15 protein-coding genes and 2 pseudogenes are annotated in these 17,515 nt (G+C 57.0%); 15 read left to right on the top strand and 2 right to left on the bottom strand.

From position 1 onward, the window contains the following. Nucleotides 1–502: 502 nt before the first annotated feature. The gene (locus tag AAC640_RS17540) at nt 503–1,147 is read right to left on the bottom strand and encodes a TetR/AcrR family transcriptional regulator (RefSeq protein ID WP_340268613.1); all 645 of its coding nucleotides are present in this window, start codon (nt 1,145–1,147) and stop codon (nt 503–505) included. A gap of 600 nt (nt 1,148–1,747) precedes the next feature. On the opposite strand from AAC640_RS17540, the gene AAC640_RS17545 reads away from it, so the two are divergent. From AAC640_RS17545 to AAC640_RS17615, 15 genes and pseudogenes are all read left to right on the top strand, one after another. Next, a complete protein-coding gene (locus AAC640_RS17545) occupies nt 1,748–2,551 on the top strand; it encodes an SDR family NAD(P)-dependent oxidoreductase (RefSeq protein WP_340268615.1) in 804 nt (267 codons plus the stop codon). A gap of 112 nt (nt 2,552–2,663) precedes the next feature. Then, nucleotides 2,664–3,986, top strand: a complete 1,323-nt coding sequence (locus AAC640_RS17550; RefSeq protein WP_340268617.1) for a hypothetical protein — start codon at nt 2,664–2,666, stop codon at nt 3,984–3,986. Between the two features lie 113 nt (nt 3,987–4,099). Further along, entirely contained in the window at nt 4,100–5,287 is a 1,188-nt protein-coding gene (locus AAC640_RS17555; protein WP_340268619.1) for a sulfotransferase family protein, read from the top strand. Nucleotides 5,288–5,545: 258 nt separating this feature from the next. After that, on the top strand, nt 5,546–6,766 hold the full coding sequence (locus tag AAC640_RS17560; protein ID WP_340268621.1) for an aromatic ring-hydroxylating oxygenase subunit alpha: 1,221 nt from the start codon (nt 5,546–5,548) through the stop codon (nt 6,764–6,766). A 165-nt stretch (nt 6,767–6,931) separates the two neighbouring features. Then, nucleotides 6,932–7,381 carry a nuclear transport factor 2 family protein gene (locus AAC640_RS17565; RefSeq protein WP_340268623.1) on the top strand — a complete coding sequence of 150 codons (450 nt, stop codon included), beginning with the start codon at nt 6,932–6,934 and terminating at the stop codon, nt 7,379–7,381. 29 nt (nt 7,382–7,410) lie between these two features. Then, nucleotides 7,411–8,175 (top strand): SDR family NAD(P)-dependent oxidoreductase, encoded by a 765-nt coding sequence (locus AAC640_RS17570; RefSeq protein WP_340268625.1) that lies wholly within the window; start codon nt 7,411–7,413, stop codon nt 8,173–8,175. Between the two features lie 78 nt (nt 8,176–8,253). Then, nucleotides 8,254–8,805, top strand: a complete 552-nt coding sequence (locus AAC640_RS17575; RefSeq protein WP_340268627.1) for a nuclear transport factor 2 family protein — start codon at nt 8,254–8,256, stop codon at nt 8,803–8,805. Between the two features lie 72 nt (nt 8,806–8,877). Then, on the top strand, nt 8,878–9,861 hold the full coding sequence (locus AAC640_RS17580; RefSeq protein WP_340268629.1) for an LLM class flavin-dependent oxidoreductase: 984 nt from the start codon (nt 8,878–8,880) through the stop codon (nt 9,859–9,861). Nucleotides 9,862–9,889: 28 nt separating this feature from the next. Further along, nucleotides 9,890–10,807: a TIGR03620 family F420-dependent LLM class oxidoreductase gene (locus tag AAC640_RS17585; protein WP_340268631.1), complete on the top strand. Its 918-nt coding sequence runs from the start codon at nt 9,890–9,892 to the stop codon at nt 10,805–10,807. Between the two features lie 34 nt (nt 10,808–10,841). Beyond that, entirely contained in the window at nt 10,842–11,828 is a 987-nt protein-coding gene (locus AAC640_RS17590) for a quinone oxidoreductase family protein (protein ID WP_340268633.1), read from the top strand. A gap of 102 nt (nt 11,829–11,930) precedes the next feature. Further along, nucleotides 11,931–13,052 (top strand): serine hydrolase domain-containing protein, encoded by a 1,122-nt coding sequence (locus tag AAC640_RS17595; protein ID WP_340268635.1) that lies wholly within the window; start codon nt 11,931–11,933, stop codon nt 13,050–13,052. Nucleotides 13,053–13,109: 57 nt separating this feature from the next. Next, the gene (locus AAC640_RS17600) at nt 13,110–13,508 is read left to right on the top strand and encodes a nuclear transport factor 2 family protein (protein ID WP_340268637.1); all 399 of its coding nucleotides are present in this window, start codon (nt 13,110–13,112) and stop codon (nt 13,506–13,508) included. A 528-nt stretch (nt 13,509–14,036) separates the two neighbouring features. Continuing rightward, complete coding sequence (locus AAC640_RS17605; protein WP_340268639.1) at nt 14,037–14,549, top strand: nuclear transport factor 2 family protein; 513 nt, start codon at nt 14,037–14,039, stop codon at nt 14,547–14,549. A gap of 128 nt (nt 14,550–14,677) precedes the next feature. Next, a complete protein-coding gene (locus tag AAC640_RS17610; protein WP_340268641.1) occupies nt 14,678–16,924 on the top strand; it encodes a TonB-dependent receptor in 2,247 nt (748 codons plus the stop codon). A gap of 97 nt (nt 16,925–17,021) precedes the next feature. Further along, nucleotides 17,022–17,212: pseudogene (locus AAC640_RS17615) on the top strand (IS3 family transposase); the annotation flags it as partial. Nucleotides 17,213–17,245: 33 nt separating this feature from the next. On the opposite strand, the pseudogene AAC640_RS18425 reads toward AAC640_RS17615, so the two are convergent. After that, nucleotides 17,246–17,444 (bottom strand): annotated as a pseudogene (locus tag AAC640_RS18425) (DDE-type integrase/transposase/recombinase); the annotation flags it as partial. Nucleotides 17,445–17,515 lie beyond the last annotated feature (71 nt).

Here is a 17,515-nt window from a genome sequence, read left to right on the forward strand (position 1 = left end):
ATCTCTGCCTCCGCTGTCGCGTACGGGCAGTGAATCACCTCAAGCCCTCAGACGCCACCGGTTTTTCGAGCCGTCCATCTGTTTCACGGCGTTCGAACTCGGCAATGTCCAGAGTTTCGGACGTAATCCCTTCGCGCGGGCCGTGACCGACGGGGTGAACATCCTGTGAGCCATTTGCGCAGTTGCAGAGGCATTCTCTCAGACGGATTCCGCTTTCACAAACTGTTGTCGGTCGAACTCGACGGGTGACAGCATCCCGTTCCTGACGGCCACGCCTTGAGCATGTAATCCATGGCCTCGGCGTCATCGCTGTTCTTTGACAGCTTCGGCCGGTTGTCCCTCGCGGAGTATATAGATGCGTAAAAGATGAACCATGTGCGCGGCGCCCCGCTGCCTCCGCCCGCACTCCGTTAATCTACGCCGCGAGTTCCGCCGAATGTTCTGACCACGGACAACCGCATTCAGGGCTATTCCATTGCCGGGAACTTTGAACGCATTACCCCTATGCCGCCTGAACTCTTCGTAAAACCGAAGATTGGGGAGGCGCCGACAAAAAGGTCCGAAAAACATATTCAACAGCATTCGCGAAGCCTTCGATGCTGCCGTCGGAATGCACGGTGGCCTTCAGGCCAAGGCCATGCATCGACAGCAGCAGCATTTCAACCCGAATGTCGAGTTCATCCTTGATCGGTCCTTCCAGCACAGGTTCTATGATCTTGCGAATTGTCTTGCGAAAGTAGTCGGCGGCCATCACAGCCATTTCCTTCACTTTGGGATTGCGTGCCGCCTCGGCCTGGACTTCCAGCCACAGGGCGGTTCGGTCACTTTTCAGAATTGCAGGAAGCTCGCTTCTAAAGGACTCAATAAGAGATTCTAAGTCGTGATCCTTAGACTGGGACAATTGACTTATAAGCATCATGAACTCGTTCATGTCATGCTCTATCAACGCCAGCATAATATCCTCTTTATTCTCATAATATTTATATATATGGCCTTTGCTCATCCCTGCTACTGCACCGATACGACTTATGGTCGCAGCGTGGAAGCCTTCGTCCCGAACGCATGCCCTTGCTGCATTGCGGATCTGCGCTTGCCGCTGTTTAATCCGTTCGCCTTGCCGCGAAATCGCTGCTGCTGACTTGGCCATCTATCTCCTTCGTGCCGCTTGCGGCGGCAGCCCCTGTCTTGATCCGATGTTCATAACTCAATTCGGAAAAAGAGCGAACATAGTTTGATTGGCCGCTGCGCCGCCATCTTCCCCGATCGTCTGTGGACGTTGCTCCGGCGAGTTTCTGTAACCAGTCGCAAGTCCGGCATCATTCATAATTCCCAAAAAAAGGACGATCGTTCTATTGACAGCTTGCACCTACATGTGGATAGTGCCGGCCAAAGATGCCAGCCAAAAACTGTCATTAGATTAGCGAATGTGAGAGTGAGGTCAGTTTTCTGGGATACTGAAAGTAACAATATTTTCCATTATTTTTGGTTGCCGCCGAATTCATTCTCTAAAAAATAGAGAAAATTTTGGCGTTTATGGAACATTACTCAGTATTTTTAGGCAGATGAGTGCGAATATATTATTATCATAATGATAATATGATAAAAATTATGTATAATCTACTGCCGTTATTGAGAAAATTGGTCCGGACCCAATGAGTACTGAAGCGATCTGCATATTCTGGAGTGCGAATGTCGACCGCACGTCAATCCGGCCGACAACGATAAAAAGCAGGAGAAGGACAGTTTTATGCTACCATTCCAGGATAAGAATATCGTTGTTCTGGGCGCGTCCGCGCAAGGCGGCACCGGCTGGGAAACCGCCAAGCTGGCCGCGGAACAGGGCGCGCGCGTAACGGTCGGCGCGCGGAGCATGGCTGGAATTCAGGAGCTTGCCGGTCTTATCGGCGGCACCGGTGTGCGTTGCGACGCTTCGATCGAGGCCGAGGTGGAAGCGATGGCCGAGGCAGCGTTCGCTGCAAATGGGCCTATCGATGTCGCCATCATGGCCGCGGGCGTGCCCTTTGTGGGTATGATCGACGCCATTGACCCGAAGGATGTGCGGCAAGCTTTCGACATCAACTATTTTGGTCCGTTCTTCTTCATCAGGCACATGGCGCGGCGCATGCGCGATGGTGGCGCGATGGTGGTGATCACGTCGACCGCAGCGTCGATGCCTGTTCCGGGCTATAGCAGCTATGGTTCGGCCAAGGCTGCGGCCCAGATACTGGTTGAACATGCGGCGCTTGAATATGCGGCGCGTAACATCAGGATCAATGCGGTGGAGGCCGGGCTGATCGATACGCCGATGTCGAAGATATTGTTGGACCATGAAGTAGCCAGAAAAGTTCTCTTGAAGGAGATTCCGCTGGGTCGGCCGGTCACGCCGAGGCAGGTCGGGGCGGCCTGCCTGTGGCTGTGTCATCCGGATGCGGCTGTCACCGGCGATACCCTGAACGTCGATAACGGCAATCACCTGCGTCGTAACGTGCAACCCGAAGAATTGCCGTATGAAGTCATGGCTGCGAACGCGGATGCGTCGTCCAAAAAATGATAAGCGGCGCCCGGCGGTGGGCGCCAGGACTGTTCACGTCGTCCTGCCATTTGCCTGATCGCCAGCGCGGTTCGGCTGTGGCGTCCGCTTAAAAGCAAGTGGAAAATATCGTATGACCAAGATCAACAATATGCGCGGCGTTGGCCAGGATGCGGATAGGTCTCCCCTCGCGACCGAACGGCAATATGAGATGGAAGCGACGGCGGGTGCAATTCTCAAGACACCCGAAATGCAAAAGGCGATGGCGGCGGCGCGCCAACTCCTGCTTGGTTTGTCATGGGCAAAGTCGGAGACGGCTCAGCAGACTTTGGACGAGGTGGTCTCAGAATGTGCGGGCTACGCCCTTCTTTCCGCGGCGAGTACGGATTTTGAGAATCCCGGCCTTGTCTGGATCCAGACGCCCCAAAAAGAGTGGATGGGGCATTCGGTAACAGGGTCGCGCTTTTGCTTCGATAATCCCGACAATATATATCGTTACCTGTTCATCGATGACGCATCGACTTATGTCCTTGAGTCAAAGCCTACTGGTCCGACCGGTCGATTCAGCGTGGCGATCTATGTCGCACTGACGGGTGCCGAGGTCAAAAGCTGGGCCGATTGGGAACGGACCGTGGATGCCGCGGATGAGGGGCGCATAATCATCGATGATATGGGCGCTTCACGCATAACGATCGGACCTGAAGACCTCAAGGATGGCAGCCTGCACCTCAAGTCAAAGGGCGGCGTTTTCGTCATTGTTCGGGAGGCGCTGAGTGATTGGCATACGCAGCGGCCTCGCGCTATGTCCTTCCGCAAGGTTGCGGGTCCACCAAGTCATGCGCACAGCTTTGATGATCGGGTCGCTATAGCCGCACGATACATGATGTTCGGGGCACGGACGATCGCTCAATTCGAGCAGCTTTATGCGTCGATTCCAGTCAATGATTTCGGGCCTGCGATGATGCGCGGCCACGCGACAAAGCCGTCGATGATCACGCAGGGCCGATATCAGCTGGCGGATGATGAGGCGTTGGTCGTAAACCTCCTTCCGCAAGAGGCGGAATATATGAGCTTCAGCGTAACGTCGCCGTGGCTGATTTCGCGCAATTCGCACAGCAAATCGGGCAGCCGGACGGGACATCAATCGCACAGGAATGGCGACGGCACCTATACTTATGTCGTAAGTCACCAGGATCCTGGCGTAGCGAACTGGATGGATAGCGACGGTTTGCGCGAAGGCTGCATGGCGATGCGGTGGGAAGGGATGCATGCACCGGTCGCTGATCCCAAGGACGCCATCCAGAGCGTCAAACTCGTCAAGTTGAGCGCCATCCGTTCCGAACTTCCGGTTGATTTTCCATCGGTCGGGCCAGCGGAGCGATCGGCCGAACTCGCCGGCCGTAGACTCGACTATGGGTCGCGCTGTGGCGTGGATTGCACGTTCGCTGGCGATTAAGGACAGTAACGAGAGTCTTTGAGGAGGCGGCGGCACGCTGTCAACATCGCGCGCCGCATCGTTGACAGTATTTTAGCCGAAAACAGCAAATATCAAGATTAGAGGATCCTTAAATGGACATGTTCCAGTCTTCATCAAAACTGTCTATGGAAAAATTGATCGCCGCAGCCTACGCCGAGGACGGGCTGAATGATTTCGGTGACTTCGATCCCCGCGAAGGACTGGCCCGATTTCTGCAGGATATCAATGACAACGTCTTGTTGAATGATGAGGGTGTCGCAACCATTTCGGCGATCATCCACCGCTGGCTGGTCAACGGACTGCGTTTTGCCCACGACCTGAAGAAGCACCCGGAAATTCTCGACGAACAAGTCGACGATCCGCTCATCATTTTGGGCATGACACGCGTCGGTTCGACGAAGTTGCAGCGTTTGCTCGCAGCCGATCCCGACACGTTGAGCATCAGGCATTGGGAATCGATGAATCCTTCGCGCATACCGAATGCGGTGGCGGGCGAAGAAGATCCCCGCATCGGCATTGATCGTGGGATAGTCGACGCCATGATAAAAAACAATCTTGGCCTGATGCAGTCCCATTCGGTGAAGGTTGATGATGCCGAGGAAGATATTTTCGTACAGTTGCCCACCTTCAAGACGGTGGGTCATAGCTGGGTGCTGCCAGTTCCCAATTATTACGATTGGGTAAGGTCGCAGTCGCTGCGCGAATCTTATGTCTTCCTCAAGCAGATGCTGCAATATCTGCAATGGCAGCGGGGCGGGCGTCGGGGCGCGAATGGTGATCGCCCGTGGATATTGAAAACGCCGCCGCACATCGGAAATATGGACCTGCTGGCTGATGTTTTTCCCAAAGCCAAATATGTTTTCATGCATCGTGACATTCATGAAGTCATTGCATCGACGTGCCGCCTGATCGAAATGTTGTTCCGGACCTGCATGGATGTAGTCGACCAGGAAGCCGTGGGTGCATATGTGCTTCGCCTTTGGTCTGCGGAGATGGACCGGCATCTGCAGCAGCTCGACGCTTTGGGTTCACAAATCGATCTTCTTGATGTCCAATATGAGCGGCTCAGGAAAGACACGTTTGGCGTGGTGCGCGATATTTACACGCAGATGGGCCGCGATTTAACACCCGCCCGCGAACAGGCGCTGCGTACCTGGGAGGCAAACGACTCCCATGGTGAATTCGGCAGCTATACGTATAGTCTGGAGCAGTACGGCCTGACACCTGCGAAGGTCGATGCTGCCTTCGCAGAATATAACCGTCGATACTTCCATAAATAAATACTCGGTACGCGCCAGGCAAGGATGGGGTGGCCGCCCTGCTTTGAATATCAGGAGAGCCCATAGCTACGAAAAGCAGGGGAACGTGTCGATCGGCAGCGCCGGCGAAGCGGAAATATAAAAACTAGACCGATCGTTCTAAATAAAATTGACTCGTTGGGTGCCAGTGTGCGAGGTTGTGACGGATACCGAAAATTCGAATCGCGCCGGTCAGGGCGAGAAATTCTTGAAAATTAGGTCCAGAGGATTGGTGCTGAAATGATAGGCTTCGAGCATTCCGAAATGCGTGGTCTTTACGACGAGCTCATCGAGCTGGTCGCGGAAAAGCGGCCCACGCTCGCGCCCGATATCTTCAAGGTTCCGGTGAGCGAATATACCGACCGCGACCGTTGGGAGCGGGAGGTTCAGCTGTTGCGGACGACCCCGATGGTGCTGGCTTTGTCGAGCGAACTGCCCGAGCCTGGCAGCTACTGGTCGCTGACGCGGCTTGGCGTGCCGCTGCTTCTGGTGCGTCAGAAAACCGGCGAGGCTCGGCTGTTCATCAACGCCTGCCGTCACCGCGGTGCCAAGGTGGTCGAGGAAGGGCAGGGCAATAAGCCGCGCTTCACCTGCGTTTATCATGCCTGGACCTATGGGCAGGACGGACGGCTGCTGGCGCTGCCTGAAAATGCCATCTTCGGAAACGTCGACAAGGCCGATTACGGACTGACCGAACTGGCCGTCGAAGAGCGCCATGGCCTGATCTGGGCGATCCTGACCCCGGACCTGCCGCTTGATCTCGATGCGTTTCTCGGACCCGAAATGTCGGCCTTGTTGCCCAAGTTCGGCCTTGAACGCTTCAAGGTGGTGAATTTGAAGGAAGTGCCAGCCGCGAACTGGAAACTCGCTTATGAAGGCTATGTCGAAACCTACCATTTCCCCAGCCTCCATGCGCAGAGTTTTGGCAGTTTCGTCATTCCCGGCGTGATCAAAATCGAGGACAAGGGTATCCATGGTGAAATTATTTCACCGGTTTTGGGTATTCAGGAGGAATGCGATCCATCGTCGATCGACGATCTCAAGCGCTTTGTGCAGCGCGGCTTCACGCTTTTTCCGTCCACCTTCTACACCTGTGCAAGCACCAACGCCTTTGCCGGTGAGGAAGAGCGTGAGGGTCCTCCACTCGAACGCATGTTCATGAACCAGATCCTGCCGGGCAATAATCCCGGGGAGTCCGTGACGATATCGCGAACGGTGGTAAGCGGCGAATTCGAGGGCACGCCGATGGAGAAGGAGGTTCGTGACTGGGCCAGCCTTACCCATCAGGTCGTCATGGACGAAGACTGCCCGGTGGTGAACAGTATCCAGGAGACGGTTTATTCCGGCGCGCAGGAATATTTCACCTTCGGCCGCAACGAGAGCGCCATTCACCACTTCCACCGAAGGTTGCATAGCGCTCTGGGCGACCAACCCCTGGATGAACAGCGCAAGAATCAGTGACAATACTCCGAGGTGGTCGGACGTCCGCCCGGTGACCGTTTTACGCAGCGCGTTCGTCGCCGCATGGACCGGTCGCCAGGCGCGACATTTAACGCCACTAGGCAATGACGTCTCATGATCTGGTCTGCTGCTTGTCCGACGCGCAGCATGGGAGATGATTTGAACATGGATGAAAAATTGCGGCGGCTGATCGATCGCGAGGAAATCCGCGATCTGGTGAACCGGTTTTCGGCCTATGAAGACCGGCGGATGTGGGACGAGGCGGCCGAATGCTTCACGGAAGACGGCGTGTTCGATGAAACGGCGGTTGATGGCCCGATATCGACGGGCAGGGAGCAGATCAGGGCCTTTTTCAAGGAACAGATTGATGGTGCCATGACGTTTCTAGCCCATTATGCAACCGGTCATGTCATCACCGAACAAGGCGACGATGAGGCGAAAGGTTTCTTCAGCTGTTTCTTCGAGGGCGGATTGCAGGACGGGCGCATCGTGAAAGTCCATGGCTATCTGGATGACACCTACGCCAAGGTTGATGGAAAGTGGTTGTTCAAGTCGCATAAAGTCGTCCTTTACGGACCGCGGCAGTTCACCAGGCCGTCCAGCGAGACGGTTTAACGGAAATAGATTTCAGGAGTGGATCGGGTATGAGAGGATTGCGGGACAAGGTAGCGATCGTCACGGGTGCGGCCTCTCCGATCGGGATTGGCTTTGCTACGGCCAAGCGCCTGGCTGAAGAGGGTGCGCGGGTCGCGCTGACCGACATCAATCATGCCGCCGTCGAGGAACGGGCTGCCGAGCTTCGGAAGGAAGGCTATCGCGCGATCGGGATCGGGCATGATGCCATCGACGAAGCATCATGGGAGACCGTTCTTCAGACCACCCGCGATGAACTCGGCCCGCTGGACATATTGGTCAACAACGCCGCCATCGCCATACAGGCCCATGTCGTAGACATGGAACTGTCCGACTGGCGTCGCCAGCTTGATGTCAATGGCACTACGGCCTTTCTGGGTTGCCGGATCGCGACGCGCGAGTGGCAGTCATCGGGTCGGACCGGCGCGATCGTTAATGTGGCGTCCACCGCATCGCTCGTCGCCGGCGAATATGGCGGCGCCTATTGCGCCAGCAAGGGCGCCGTCCTGATGCTGACCAAGGTGGTGGCGATCGAAAACGCGAAACATGGCATTCGCGTCAATTCGGTGCATCCCGGCTGGACGAAGACTGCGATGCTCGGAGATTCGCTGGACGATCCTGAAGCCCAGACCGCGCAGATCAAGGCGATCATACCCGCCGGGCGGCTGGGGGACCCTTCGGAGATGGCGGCGGCGATCGCCTTCCTCGCTTCGGACGATGCGTCTTTCTGCAACGGCACTGCGCTTTTGGTAGATGGCGGGTTGACGGCGCAATGATGGCCGCGAAGGTTGGACAGGGCTGAAATGGCCTTCGACCCGTCGCTAGATTAATAAGTTTATACGGAGAGAATTATCGTGGCCAGTGCCTCAGACCCGTTCGCGGAAACATCCTTCGGCCCCAATCGCAAGCGGCCGGCTACGCTCGAGGAGCGGGTGCAACTGATTGAGGATCATGAAGATATTGCGCGCCTGATGTCGCTGTATACGCACTATAATGACGGCGGCTGGGAAGGTCAGGGGCCAAGCCATATGGGTCCGTCCGCAGACCTTTTCACGGAAGATGGCGTCTGGGACGACTGCGGCACGATCGGCCAGGCGAAGGGACGCGAGGCGGTTCGCGCGCTCTTCAATACGCTGCGGGCTACCCCTTATGTCTCGCACAATGTGATGAACCCGCTGATCGATGTGGACGGCGACGTTGCCCGGGGGCACTGGCATCTGATCGCGCTGTCGAAATGGCCCAACGGCAGGCCGGTCGAGGACAATGACGGCCACTGGTCGCTGGCGATCTATAAACTCGAGTTCCAGCGCACTCCGGAAGGTTGGCGGATCAAGAATATGACCATCAACCGTGGCCGCGAAATGCCGCAGCGCGGCTATAACGCTCCGCCCCAATGGTCGGTTTGACAGTCATATATAAGACATAAATCCGCGCGCATCCGTCGATGCCGGACTAGTATCCGTTGGGGAGGCAAATTGATGCCAGGCAAGTTGACTTTCGGTTATCTCTACGACTTCCGCAATCCGGCGCAGTGGCACAGGCCCTGGGAACAGGTGTATAAGGAGGCCATTGATGTCGCGGTCTGGAGCGAGGAGATCGGCTTCGGGGGCACCTGGGTGCCCGAACATCACCTTTCCAGCGACGGCTATCTGCCCTCCCCGCTCGCCGTGATTTCGGCGATGGCGACGCGCACCAAGACTATCCGGCTCGGGACATGGATTGCGCTCGCGCCGCTATATCACCCGACGCGCTTCGCTTCCGATTGTGCGGTGCTCGACATCATCTGCGAAGGACGGCTCGATGTCGGCCTCGGCATCGGATACCGGCCGGCGGAATATGCGGCGATGGGCGTCGATTTCTCCAAACGTGGTCGCCTGTTCGACGAGTGGCTGGAGATCGTCACCAAATTGTGGGCGGGCGAAGTGGTGGATTATGCCGGGCAGCATTACCAACTGGACGGCGTCCGGTTGACGCCGCCGGCCCCGCGAGGCCGTGTCCCGATTTACATCGGCGCCTTTGCTCCAAAGGCGATGGATCGGGTTCTGGCCTATGGCGACGGCTATGTCGGGTCCGTCGAAGGCGCCGAACTCTATGTCGAAAAGCTGCGCGCCCAGGGCAAGGATGCGAGCGAAGGCAAGGTGCGGCTCGGCGATTTCTACACTCTCGTCGCCGAAGACCCGGAACAAGCGATGGAAGAGCTGGCACCCCATTTCCTCCACGTCAACAACGCCTACGCCGAATGGGGCGGCGAGGGCATGAACTGGATGAGCCTCGATGATTTCAAGACTTCGGGCAAGTTGCAGATATTGACCCCTGACGCCGCGGTCGCAAAATATAAGGGCCTGCAGGAGCGGATGCCGCTCGACCATGTATGCATGATGATGCCGGCCGGCCTTCCCGCCGAAAAATTCAAACCCTACGCGCAGCTGTTCGCGGACAAGGTGCTGCCGGCGTTCAAATGATGAAGCGCGGTCATACAGGAGTACAGGAATGAATCTGGGCAAGCTCGCAATCTGGACCAGTGTCAACGGACCCATCGGCTTTTTTGAAGACGAGAAATCCGGCGAACTGGGTCCCGCGACGGCTGAGCGCCTCGCCCGGTTCGCCCGCCGGGTTGAGGAGCTTGGCTATGATTCGATCTGGATGCCCGACGCCTTTGGCCGCGATCCGCTGATCGCGTCTGCCTGGCTGCTGGCCAACACCACCAGGCTCAAGGTGGCGACGGGTATCATCAGCATCTATTCGCGCGATCCGATCGCCATGCGCGCAGGCGCCGACGCGCTGAACGAGCAATGGGGCGGGCGCTTCATTCTGGGTTTGGGCGTTTCCCATCGCGAGACCGTCGAAGGCATGCGCGGGCATCAATATGAAAAGCCGATCCCCGCGATGCGCGCCTATCTGGAGGCGATCGCCAAAGCACCTTATTATGCGGTCCCGCCGGCTGAACCGACCACGATCGTTCTGGCCGGTCTGCGCGAAAAGATGATCGAGTTGAGCGGGAGTCATGCGCAGGGCGCGCACAGCTATCTTGTGACACCTGAACATACTGCGCAGGCCCGCGCGATCCTTGGTCCCGACAAGCTGCTCTGCGTCGAGCAACCGATGGTTCTCGAAACCGACCCTGTGAATGCGCGCGAGATCGCGCGCGGCGAGGTCGCATTTTATCTTACCCTGCCGAACTATCGCAATTCCTGGAAGGCGCTCGGCTTTACCGACGAGGATCTCGCCAACGGCGGTTCCGATCATTTCGTCGATTCTCTCGTCGGCTGGGGAGACGAGACTGCGCTGCACAAGCGCATCGACGAGCATCTGAGTGCCGGCGCGACGCAGGTCTGCATAAAGCCATTGGCGCCAGCTGGCGGCGGCGCGGATATGCGCATCATCGAACTGCTTGCACCTGCCGCCTGACCGGCGTCGAACAACCAGATAAGGAGTTTTGCCAGTGCGCGCAGTGACCGCTGATTTCGTCAACAAAGCCTGTTCCCCCCGTATTTCGGAAGTGGACCAGCCGACCATATCGGACGGCGAGCTTCTGGTGCGCATCTCCTATGGCGGGATGAACGCCGCGGACTGGCAATATTCGCAAGGGATGGTGCCGACCATGGCCGAGTGCGATCTCAACATCCTAGGCTTTGAGGGGGCGGGCGTGGTCGAGCGCGTCGCTCCGGGCGTCACCGACTTTCGGGCAGGGGACCGGGTGATGTTCGCGCGAAGCCGCGCGACCGGCGATACGGGGACGTTCGCGGAATATGTGGTCTTCCCCGCCAATCTGGCGCGCCGGGTGCCGGACTGGATGTCGATGGAGGAAGCAGGCGCCACGCCGATCTGCTTCCTGACGTCCTACATTTCGTTGTTCGCCGATGATCTGGGCCATGGCAAGCCGGGCCAGAAAATATTGATCCACGGTGGCTCTGGCGGCGTTGGCAGCTTTGCCATCCAGCTGGCCAAATATGGCGGCCTGTTCGTGGCGGCGACGGGCAGGGCGGTCAACAAGGACTATATGATCGAGATGGGCGCCGACCTCGCCATCGACTATACCGATACGGACAAGAGCATCGTGGCCCAGACGCGTGAGTGGGCCCCGGAGGGCGTCGACATCGTGTTCGATGCGGTGCGGCAGAATACGCTGCCCGATGCGCTGGCAGCGTTAAAGCCCGGCGGGACGCTGGTCAGCATATCGACAGGTCTGGACACGAGCAATCTGGACGAACAGATGCTTGCGTCGCAGGCACTCGGATTCAAGCACGTGCGCTGCTTCGCGCACTGGCCCGAACGGATCGACAAAGTGCCATTGGTCAATATTCTTGAGAACAAGGGTATTCGTATTCCCCCCGTCGAGGTGGTTGAGCTTGCCGATCTCCAGTCCGCGATAGATCGCCTGAAGGGCGGGCATAACCGGGGCAAACTCGTGTTGAAGATGGCAGGCTGACGACCTTCGGCAGCGCTGCGAGTTGACTTGGTCACTGGTCTATTTTGTCGCGGGTAAAAAATAATGGGTTCGGAAATTATGGATTTCGGTTTCAAAGGAACTGTGGCCCCTGGCTATGAGGGCGTCGGGGCAGCCTTCGCAAATAATCTGGCGTCGGGGCAGGATATCGGCGCGGCATTCGCGGTTTATCGCGATGGCGCAGCGGTGGTGGATGTGTGGGGCGGTACGCGCGTCGAAGATCGATCCGTCAGCATCACGGATCGCGCTGTTTTCGGGGTCAATTCCACGACCAAGGGTGTTGCGGCGATCTGCATCGCGATGCTGGTCGACCGGGGCCAACTCGATTATGAAACGCCCGTCTCGGCCTATTGGCCGGAATTCGCGGCAAACGGCAAGTCGGCGATCACGGTCGGCGAAATGATGTCTCACCAGGCCGGCCTGGTGGGAACACGCGAGCCGGTGACTCTGGACGATTATATCGCCCATGATGGCGTCGCCGCCATGCTCGCCGCGCAGGAGCCGTTTTTCAGCCCGGGACTATATGGCTATCATGCGCTGACCATAGGCACCCTGTCCGACGAGCTTATTCGCCGGATCGATGGCCGGACCCTCGCCTGCTTTTACGAGGAGGAAATCGCCTCGAAAATCGATCTCGACATTTTCATGGGGCTGCCGATCGAAGAAGATGACCGCTACGCCCCTATGTTCGGACCCGAGGAGGACACCGCCGCAGTCGAGTTCGAAGTGCCTAACCCCGAAGCCATGGCCGCCGCGCTGGCCAATCCGATGATCGTCTGGGACTTTCCCAACCAACGCTATTGGCGGGCGGCCGGGCATCCGGCGGCAGGCGCGACCGCGAACGCACGCGGCCTGGCAAAGCTATATGCCAATCTCGTGAGCGCAGACTTGCCGGACGAACCAAGGCTGGTGAGCGGGACGGTATTGGAGCAGGCGATCCGAGAGCGCATTGCCGGCGTCGACCAAGCCTTGGGCGGAAACGGTCGCTACGCAGCAGGTTTTCGGCTCAATAGCGGTGCGATGGGGCAGAACCCGGCGTCATTTGGCCATCCAGGCTTTGGCGGCAGCGTGGCGTTCGCGGATCCCGCTCGCAGGATCGGGGTGGCTTATGTGACCAACACGATGCGCAATCCAGATGCGCAGTGGATCGATCCGCGCGTCGCCGCTTTGCTCGATGCCCTCTATGCAGCCGAGGCCGCGCGCTGAAATCCATGCCGTGGTGCGTAGCTTTTGGTCCAGCCGACACTTTGTGGAAAGAAGCCGATGTCGATCACGCAAATGCATGTTTCCAGAGCAAAGGCCTTTCTGGAAGCGATGAGCAAAAGTGACGTAAGTTGCGTCAAAGCTTTGGCCTCGGACGATTTTGAATATTGGGTTGCGGGACACACGTCGCTTTCAGGGTCCCGCAATATGGCCGACCTCGCTGCGGCCATGCCAGACTTTGCTCAGCTGTTCCCGCATGGGCTTAGCATGAGCGTGACGGGCACAACTGCCGAGCTCCAGCGGGTCGCCGTGGAAGCGGAAAGCTGCGGTGCCACGATCGAGGGTAGGGTTTACAAGAATTGCTATCATTTCTTGTTCGAGTTCAACCATGTCGGCAAGATCACGAAGCTGCGTGAATATATGGATACAGCCCATGTCGCAGATATTTTTGGTAACTGAAGTACCGAAATTGTTTTTCAAAGAATGATGCGTGTTTTGAGAGATGTTTTGGCGTATTGCCGCGCGGATGATGAATAACCTCCACACTGATATCCGATTTGAACTGTGGTTGATCGGTGATTTTTTGTTTTGATCAATGCGGATGCATCGAGCCGGACCGCGATCGAGATGGTGAAGGATGCGCTCATGCACCGAACCCCCTCGCTATCGTTCAAAGCGTATCGACTTTGATGATTTGACCGCCTCGCAACCAGCCCCCCTCGACCAAACGGCAATCTTCACGGCACCAAAAAAAGGACGTTCGTTCTATTGACATCATGCTTAGTCAAGTGGATGGTAGAGCGTAATGGAGCCATCGTTGAATTGGCCCAGCGAACCGGGGAGTGAGCATGGCTGATAGAAGAAGTATGAAAATCTCCTCGCTCATGGCGATGCGTATTCGTTTCACTGAATAATGGCCCATTTGCATGAAACTCAGGCCCGCGATGGCGGAGGGTGAGGCATGACTGTCTAAATAGGAAAGTCTGAATGGGAACGCTTGGGCGCTTGTTGGCTATTGAGGGCGTGAGGCAATGCAAGGCCAAATACGCCTATTGCGTCGACACCAAGGATTGGGATGGCTTTGGCTTGCTGTTCACCGATGACGCGGTGTTCGACGAAACCAACGCTATGACCGCACGTCACCCCAAGACTGGCGAGTGGGTTCGTACAGGTAGCGAATTTAGTCTGGAACTTCTCCAGGCAGTCGAAAATGGGGTTTCCTGGCCTGTAATAGGAGCGAAGAATATCGTTGAAGTTGTTCGTGCGATGGCGGAGCATAATCTACTCGTGCATAAAATCTTCAACCCGACCATTGAAATTCTGAACGAGTATTCCGCAAAGGCCATATGGCCTTTTGAAGATGAAGTTTACTTCTCGGAGGGGCAGCCGATGAGATATATGAATGGCATGGGCCATTACCATGAAACCTATGAGAAAGTTGGTGATAACTGGCTTATCAAATCAATGAAATTGACTCGAACACTGGTGCGCGCGCGTTAAAATCAGAATGGCGTGCGCTTTTTTCCCCGAGGGGCGGGGATTTTCTCTTTGTCAGCCGCAGGCCGACATTATGTATGAGTCAGACTTCATAAATCTGAAAAGACAAATCGAAGTAAAGGGAGAGTTTTATGAAAAAATTGGGACCGGTAGCCGTTGCGCTTAGCGGCCTGCTCGCTTCGACGAGCTACGCGCAAGCCCCCGCTGCCAACGCTCCGGCGGAAGCTACCAACGGTGGCGCTGCCGATATCGTCGTCACCGCTCAGCGCAGATCGGAAAGATTGCAGGACACCCCGATTGCGGTGACCGCAGTCACGGCCGACACCGTCCAGAAGCTTGGCCTGGCAAAAATTTCCGATGTCGCGACAGTGACGCCAGGCGCCAATTTCACCGTCAGCGCCGGTTTCTTCTCGCCCAATATTCGCGGACTTGGCGTGGCGTTCACGGCAGCGGGCCTCGAAAGCCCGGTCGCGATCTATGAAGATGGCGCATATCTGACGAACACCGTCGGCGCGAACGAACTGCTCGATAATTTCGACATCGCCAGCATCCAGGTGCTGCGGGGGCCGCAGGGCACGCTATATGGCCGCAATTCGTCGGCCGGTGTCATCATCATCAACAGCGCCGATCCTACCGACAAGTTCGAGGGACGGGTGCGCGGCGAGATCGGCAACATCGATCATCAGCAGCTGGACGCCGTGATCAACCTGCCGCTGGGCCAGGATCTCGCGCTGCGCGCCAGCGGCGGCTACAAGCATAATGGCGGTTTCATCCATAACGTGACGACCAACAGCGACAATGGTTGGGAGAAGAACTATCATATAAGGGCTAAGATGCGCTGGAATCCCGGCACTACCGATATCGTGCTTGGCGGCGAATATTATGACCTCCGCAGCACCGTGACGCGGACGGGCACTTTGGGGCTCAAGGACGCGACTTGCCTGGGCTGCCTTATCGCGCCGCCCGGCACTATCCGTACCGATCTTGGTTTCTACGATCAACAAAATCAATCCTTTGCCCCGCGGGCTCATACCAAATTCTACGGCGCAAACCTCAAGATGAATTTTGATTTCGGCAATTTCGACCTGACGAGCACGACGACTTACCGCCATCAATCGACGCGCCACAACGGCGGCGACACGGATATGGTGCCCGCGCTGCTGTTCGAATATGTCGGCGCGGATGTCGGCGGCAGGACAATCTCGCAGGATCTTCAGGTCGCCTCAAAGCTGGAGGGCCGGTTCCAATATCTTTTTGGGATCAGCTATCTGAACGACAAGCGTCATTTCCGTGCGGCTTTTATAACCCCTGCATCCCTCCCCGCCTTGTCGGACAGCACCACCGACGGTTTCCTGAACGTTGGGACCACACATTCTTACGCCGCCTTCCTGGAAGGCTATTATAAGCTGACCGACGAAATCAAGGTGACGGTTGGCGGCCGCTATACCTATGACGAGCGCGGCATGAAGGGGACGGCCTATGGCTTCCCATGGGGTGTGGACCTGCGTACTGCGCAGCGTGCATTCACGCCGCGTTTCGTGCTGGCCTGGGATAATGGGCCGACCAACATTTATTATAGCTTCACGCGGGGCTTCAAGGCGGGCGGCTTCAACGATTCGCAGCTTACACCGACCGCCCCTGTCCAGCCGGAAAAGATCACCAGTCACGAGATCGGTATCAAGCAATCGATGCTGGACAACCGGGTCCACCTGAATGCGGCGGCGTTTTACTTCAAGAATAAGGGGCTGCAAGCGCAGACGCTCCGTGACGTCACGCAGGGCGGTGCGGTCACCCAGAGTGCGAATCTGGAAAATTACGGTATCGAGATTGAGACACAGATTGTTCCGACAGATGGTCTGACCCTCGGCATTACCGGCTCCTGGCAGCATCCGCGGTACAAGCCGTTCGACGGCGTTATTGGGCTGGCATGCGTCAGTGGGTTTGGAATGGTTAACTGTGATCCCAATCGCACTAATCCCGATGGCTCGCCCAACCCCAATTACGACCCGATAACAAATCTTACGGGCACGGCGCCGCCGCAGGCTCCGACATGGTCGGGATCGTTCAGCGCCAATTATGAATTCGCTGTCGGCGCATGGTCGGCGTCGCTTTCGGGTCTGGCTACGTACCGCTCGTCGATCAATTACCAGCCCGGCGCTGGCGGTGATTTGGGGTATGATCGGGACGGCAAGCTGTTCCTGGCGAATGCCTCGGGCTATGTCAGCCCTCCGGGTATGGACCTACGCATCGGCTTCTATGTGAACAATCTGTTCAACAAGGAATATGTCACACGCAGGCAGACGCTCGTGCCTTTTGGCACCAGCTATAATGCCGGTCTGCCGCGGACCTATGGTCTGCGCCTGGAATATACGTTCTGATACCCGAAGACGTGTCCGCCGTCGGCACCAATGGCACAGATTTGAGGTTGTGATTTAAAGAGGGTTGGGGCTTCGTCGTGGTGACGAAGGAACGGAGATGAAGTCCCAATCCTCCTTGAAAAAATCGCCGACCAGGTCCCCTGCTGAGCGGGTTGTGAAGGATATTCGGCGGCAGACGCGGCGCCCCTTCTCGGCCGAGAACAAGACCGGATCCTGCTCGATGGATAGTGCGGCGAGGACAGCATTGCCGAGCTGTGCCGCAAGGAAGGCATCGCCCAGAGCCTGTGCTAAACTTGGTCGAAGGAGTTCAGGAAGCGGGCAACGCGGCCCATCCGTTACGATAGTCTCGGCAAGACCATGCCGCTTCAACGCCTTCTTCAGGAATTTCGAAGCCGGAGATTTATCACGCTTTTTGGTGACGGAACGATTCCAGGATCTCGCCCTCATGATCCACCGCCCGCCACAGATAATGCCGCCCACCGTTGGGCTTTACGAAAACCTCATCGAGATACCACTTATACCAACCTGCATTGATCACGACCCACGCGCCCATTTGCGGCGTCCTATGGTCATGATGCGCCACGGCTGATC

The organism is Sphingobium mellinum (assembly GCF_037860795.1).
GTDB classification, from domain to species: domain Bacteria; phylum Pseudomonadota; class Alphaproteobacteria; order Sphingomonadales; family Sphingomonadaceae; genus Sphingobium; species Sphingobium mellinum.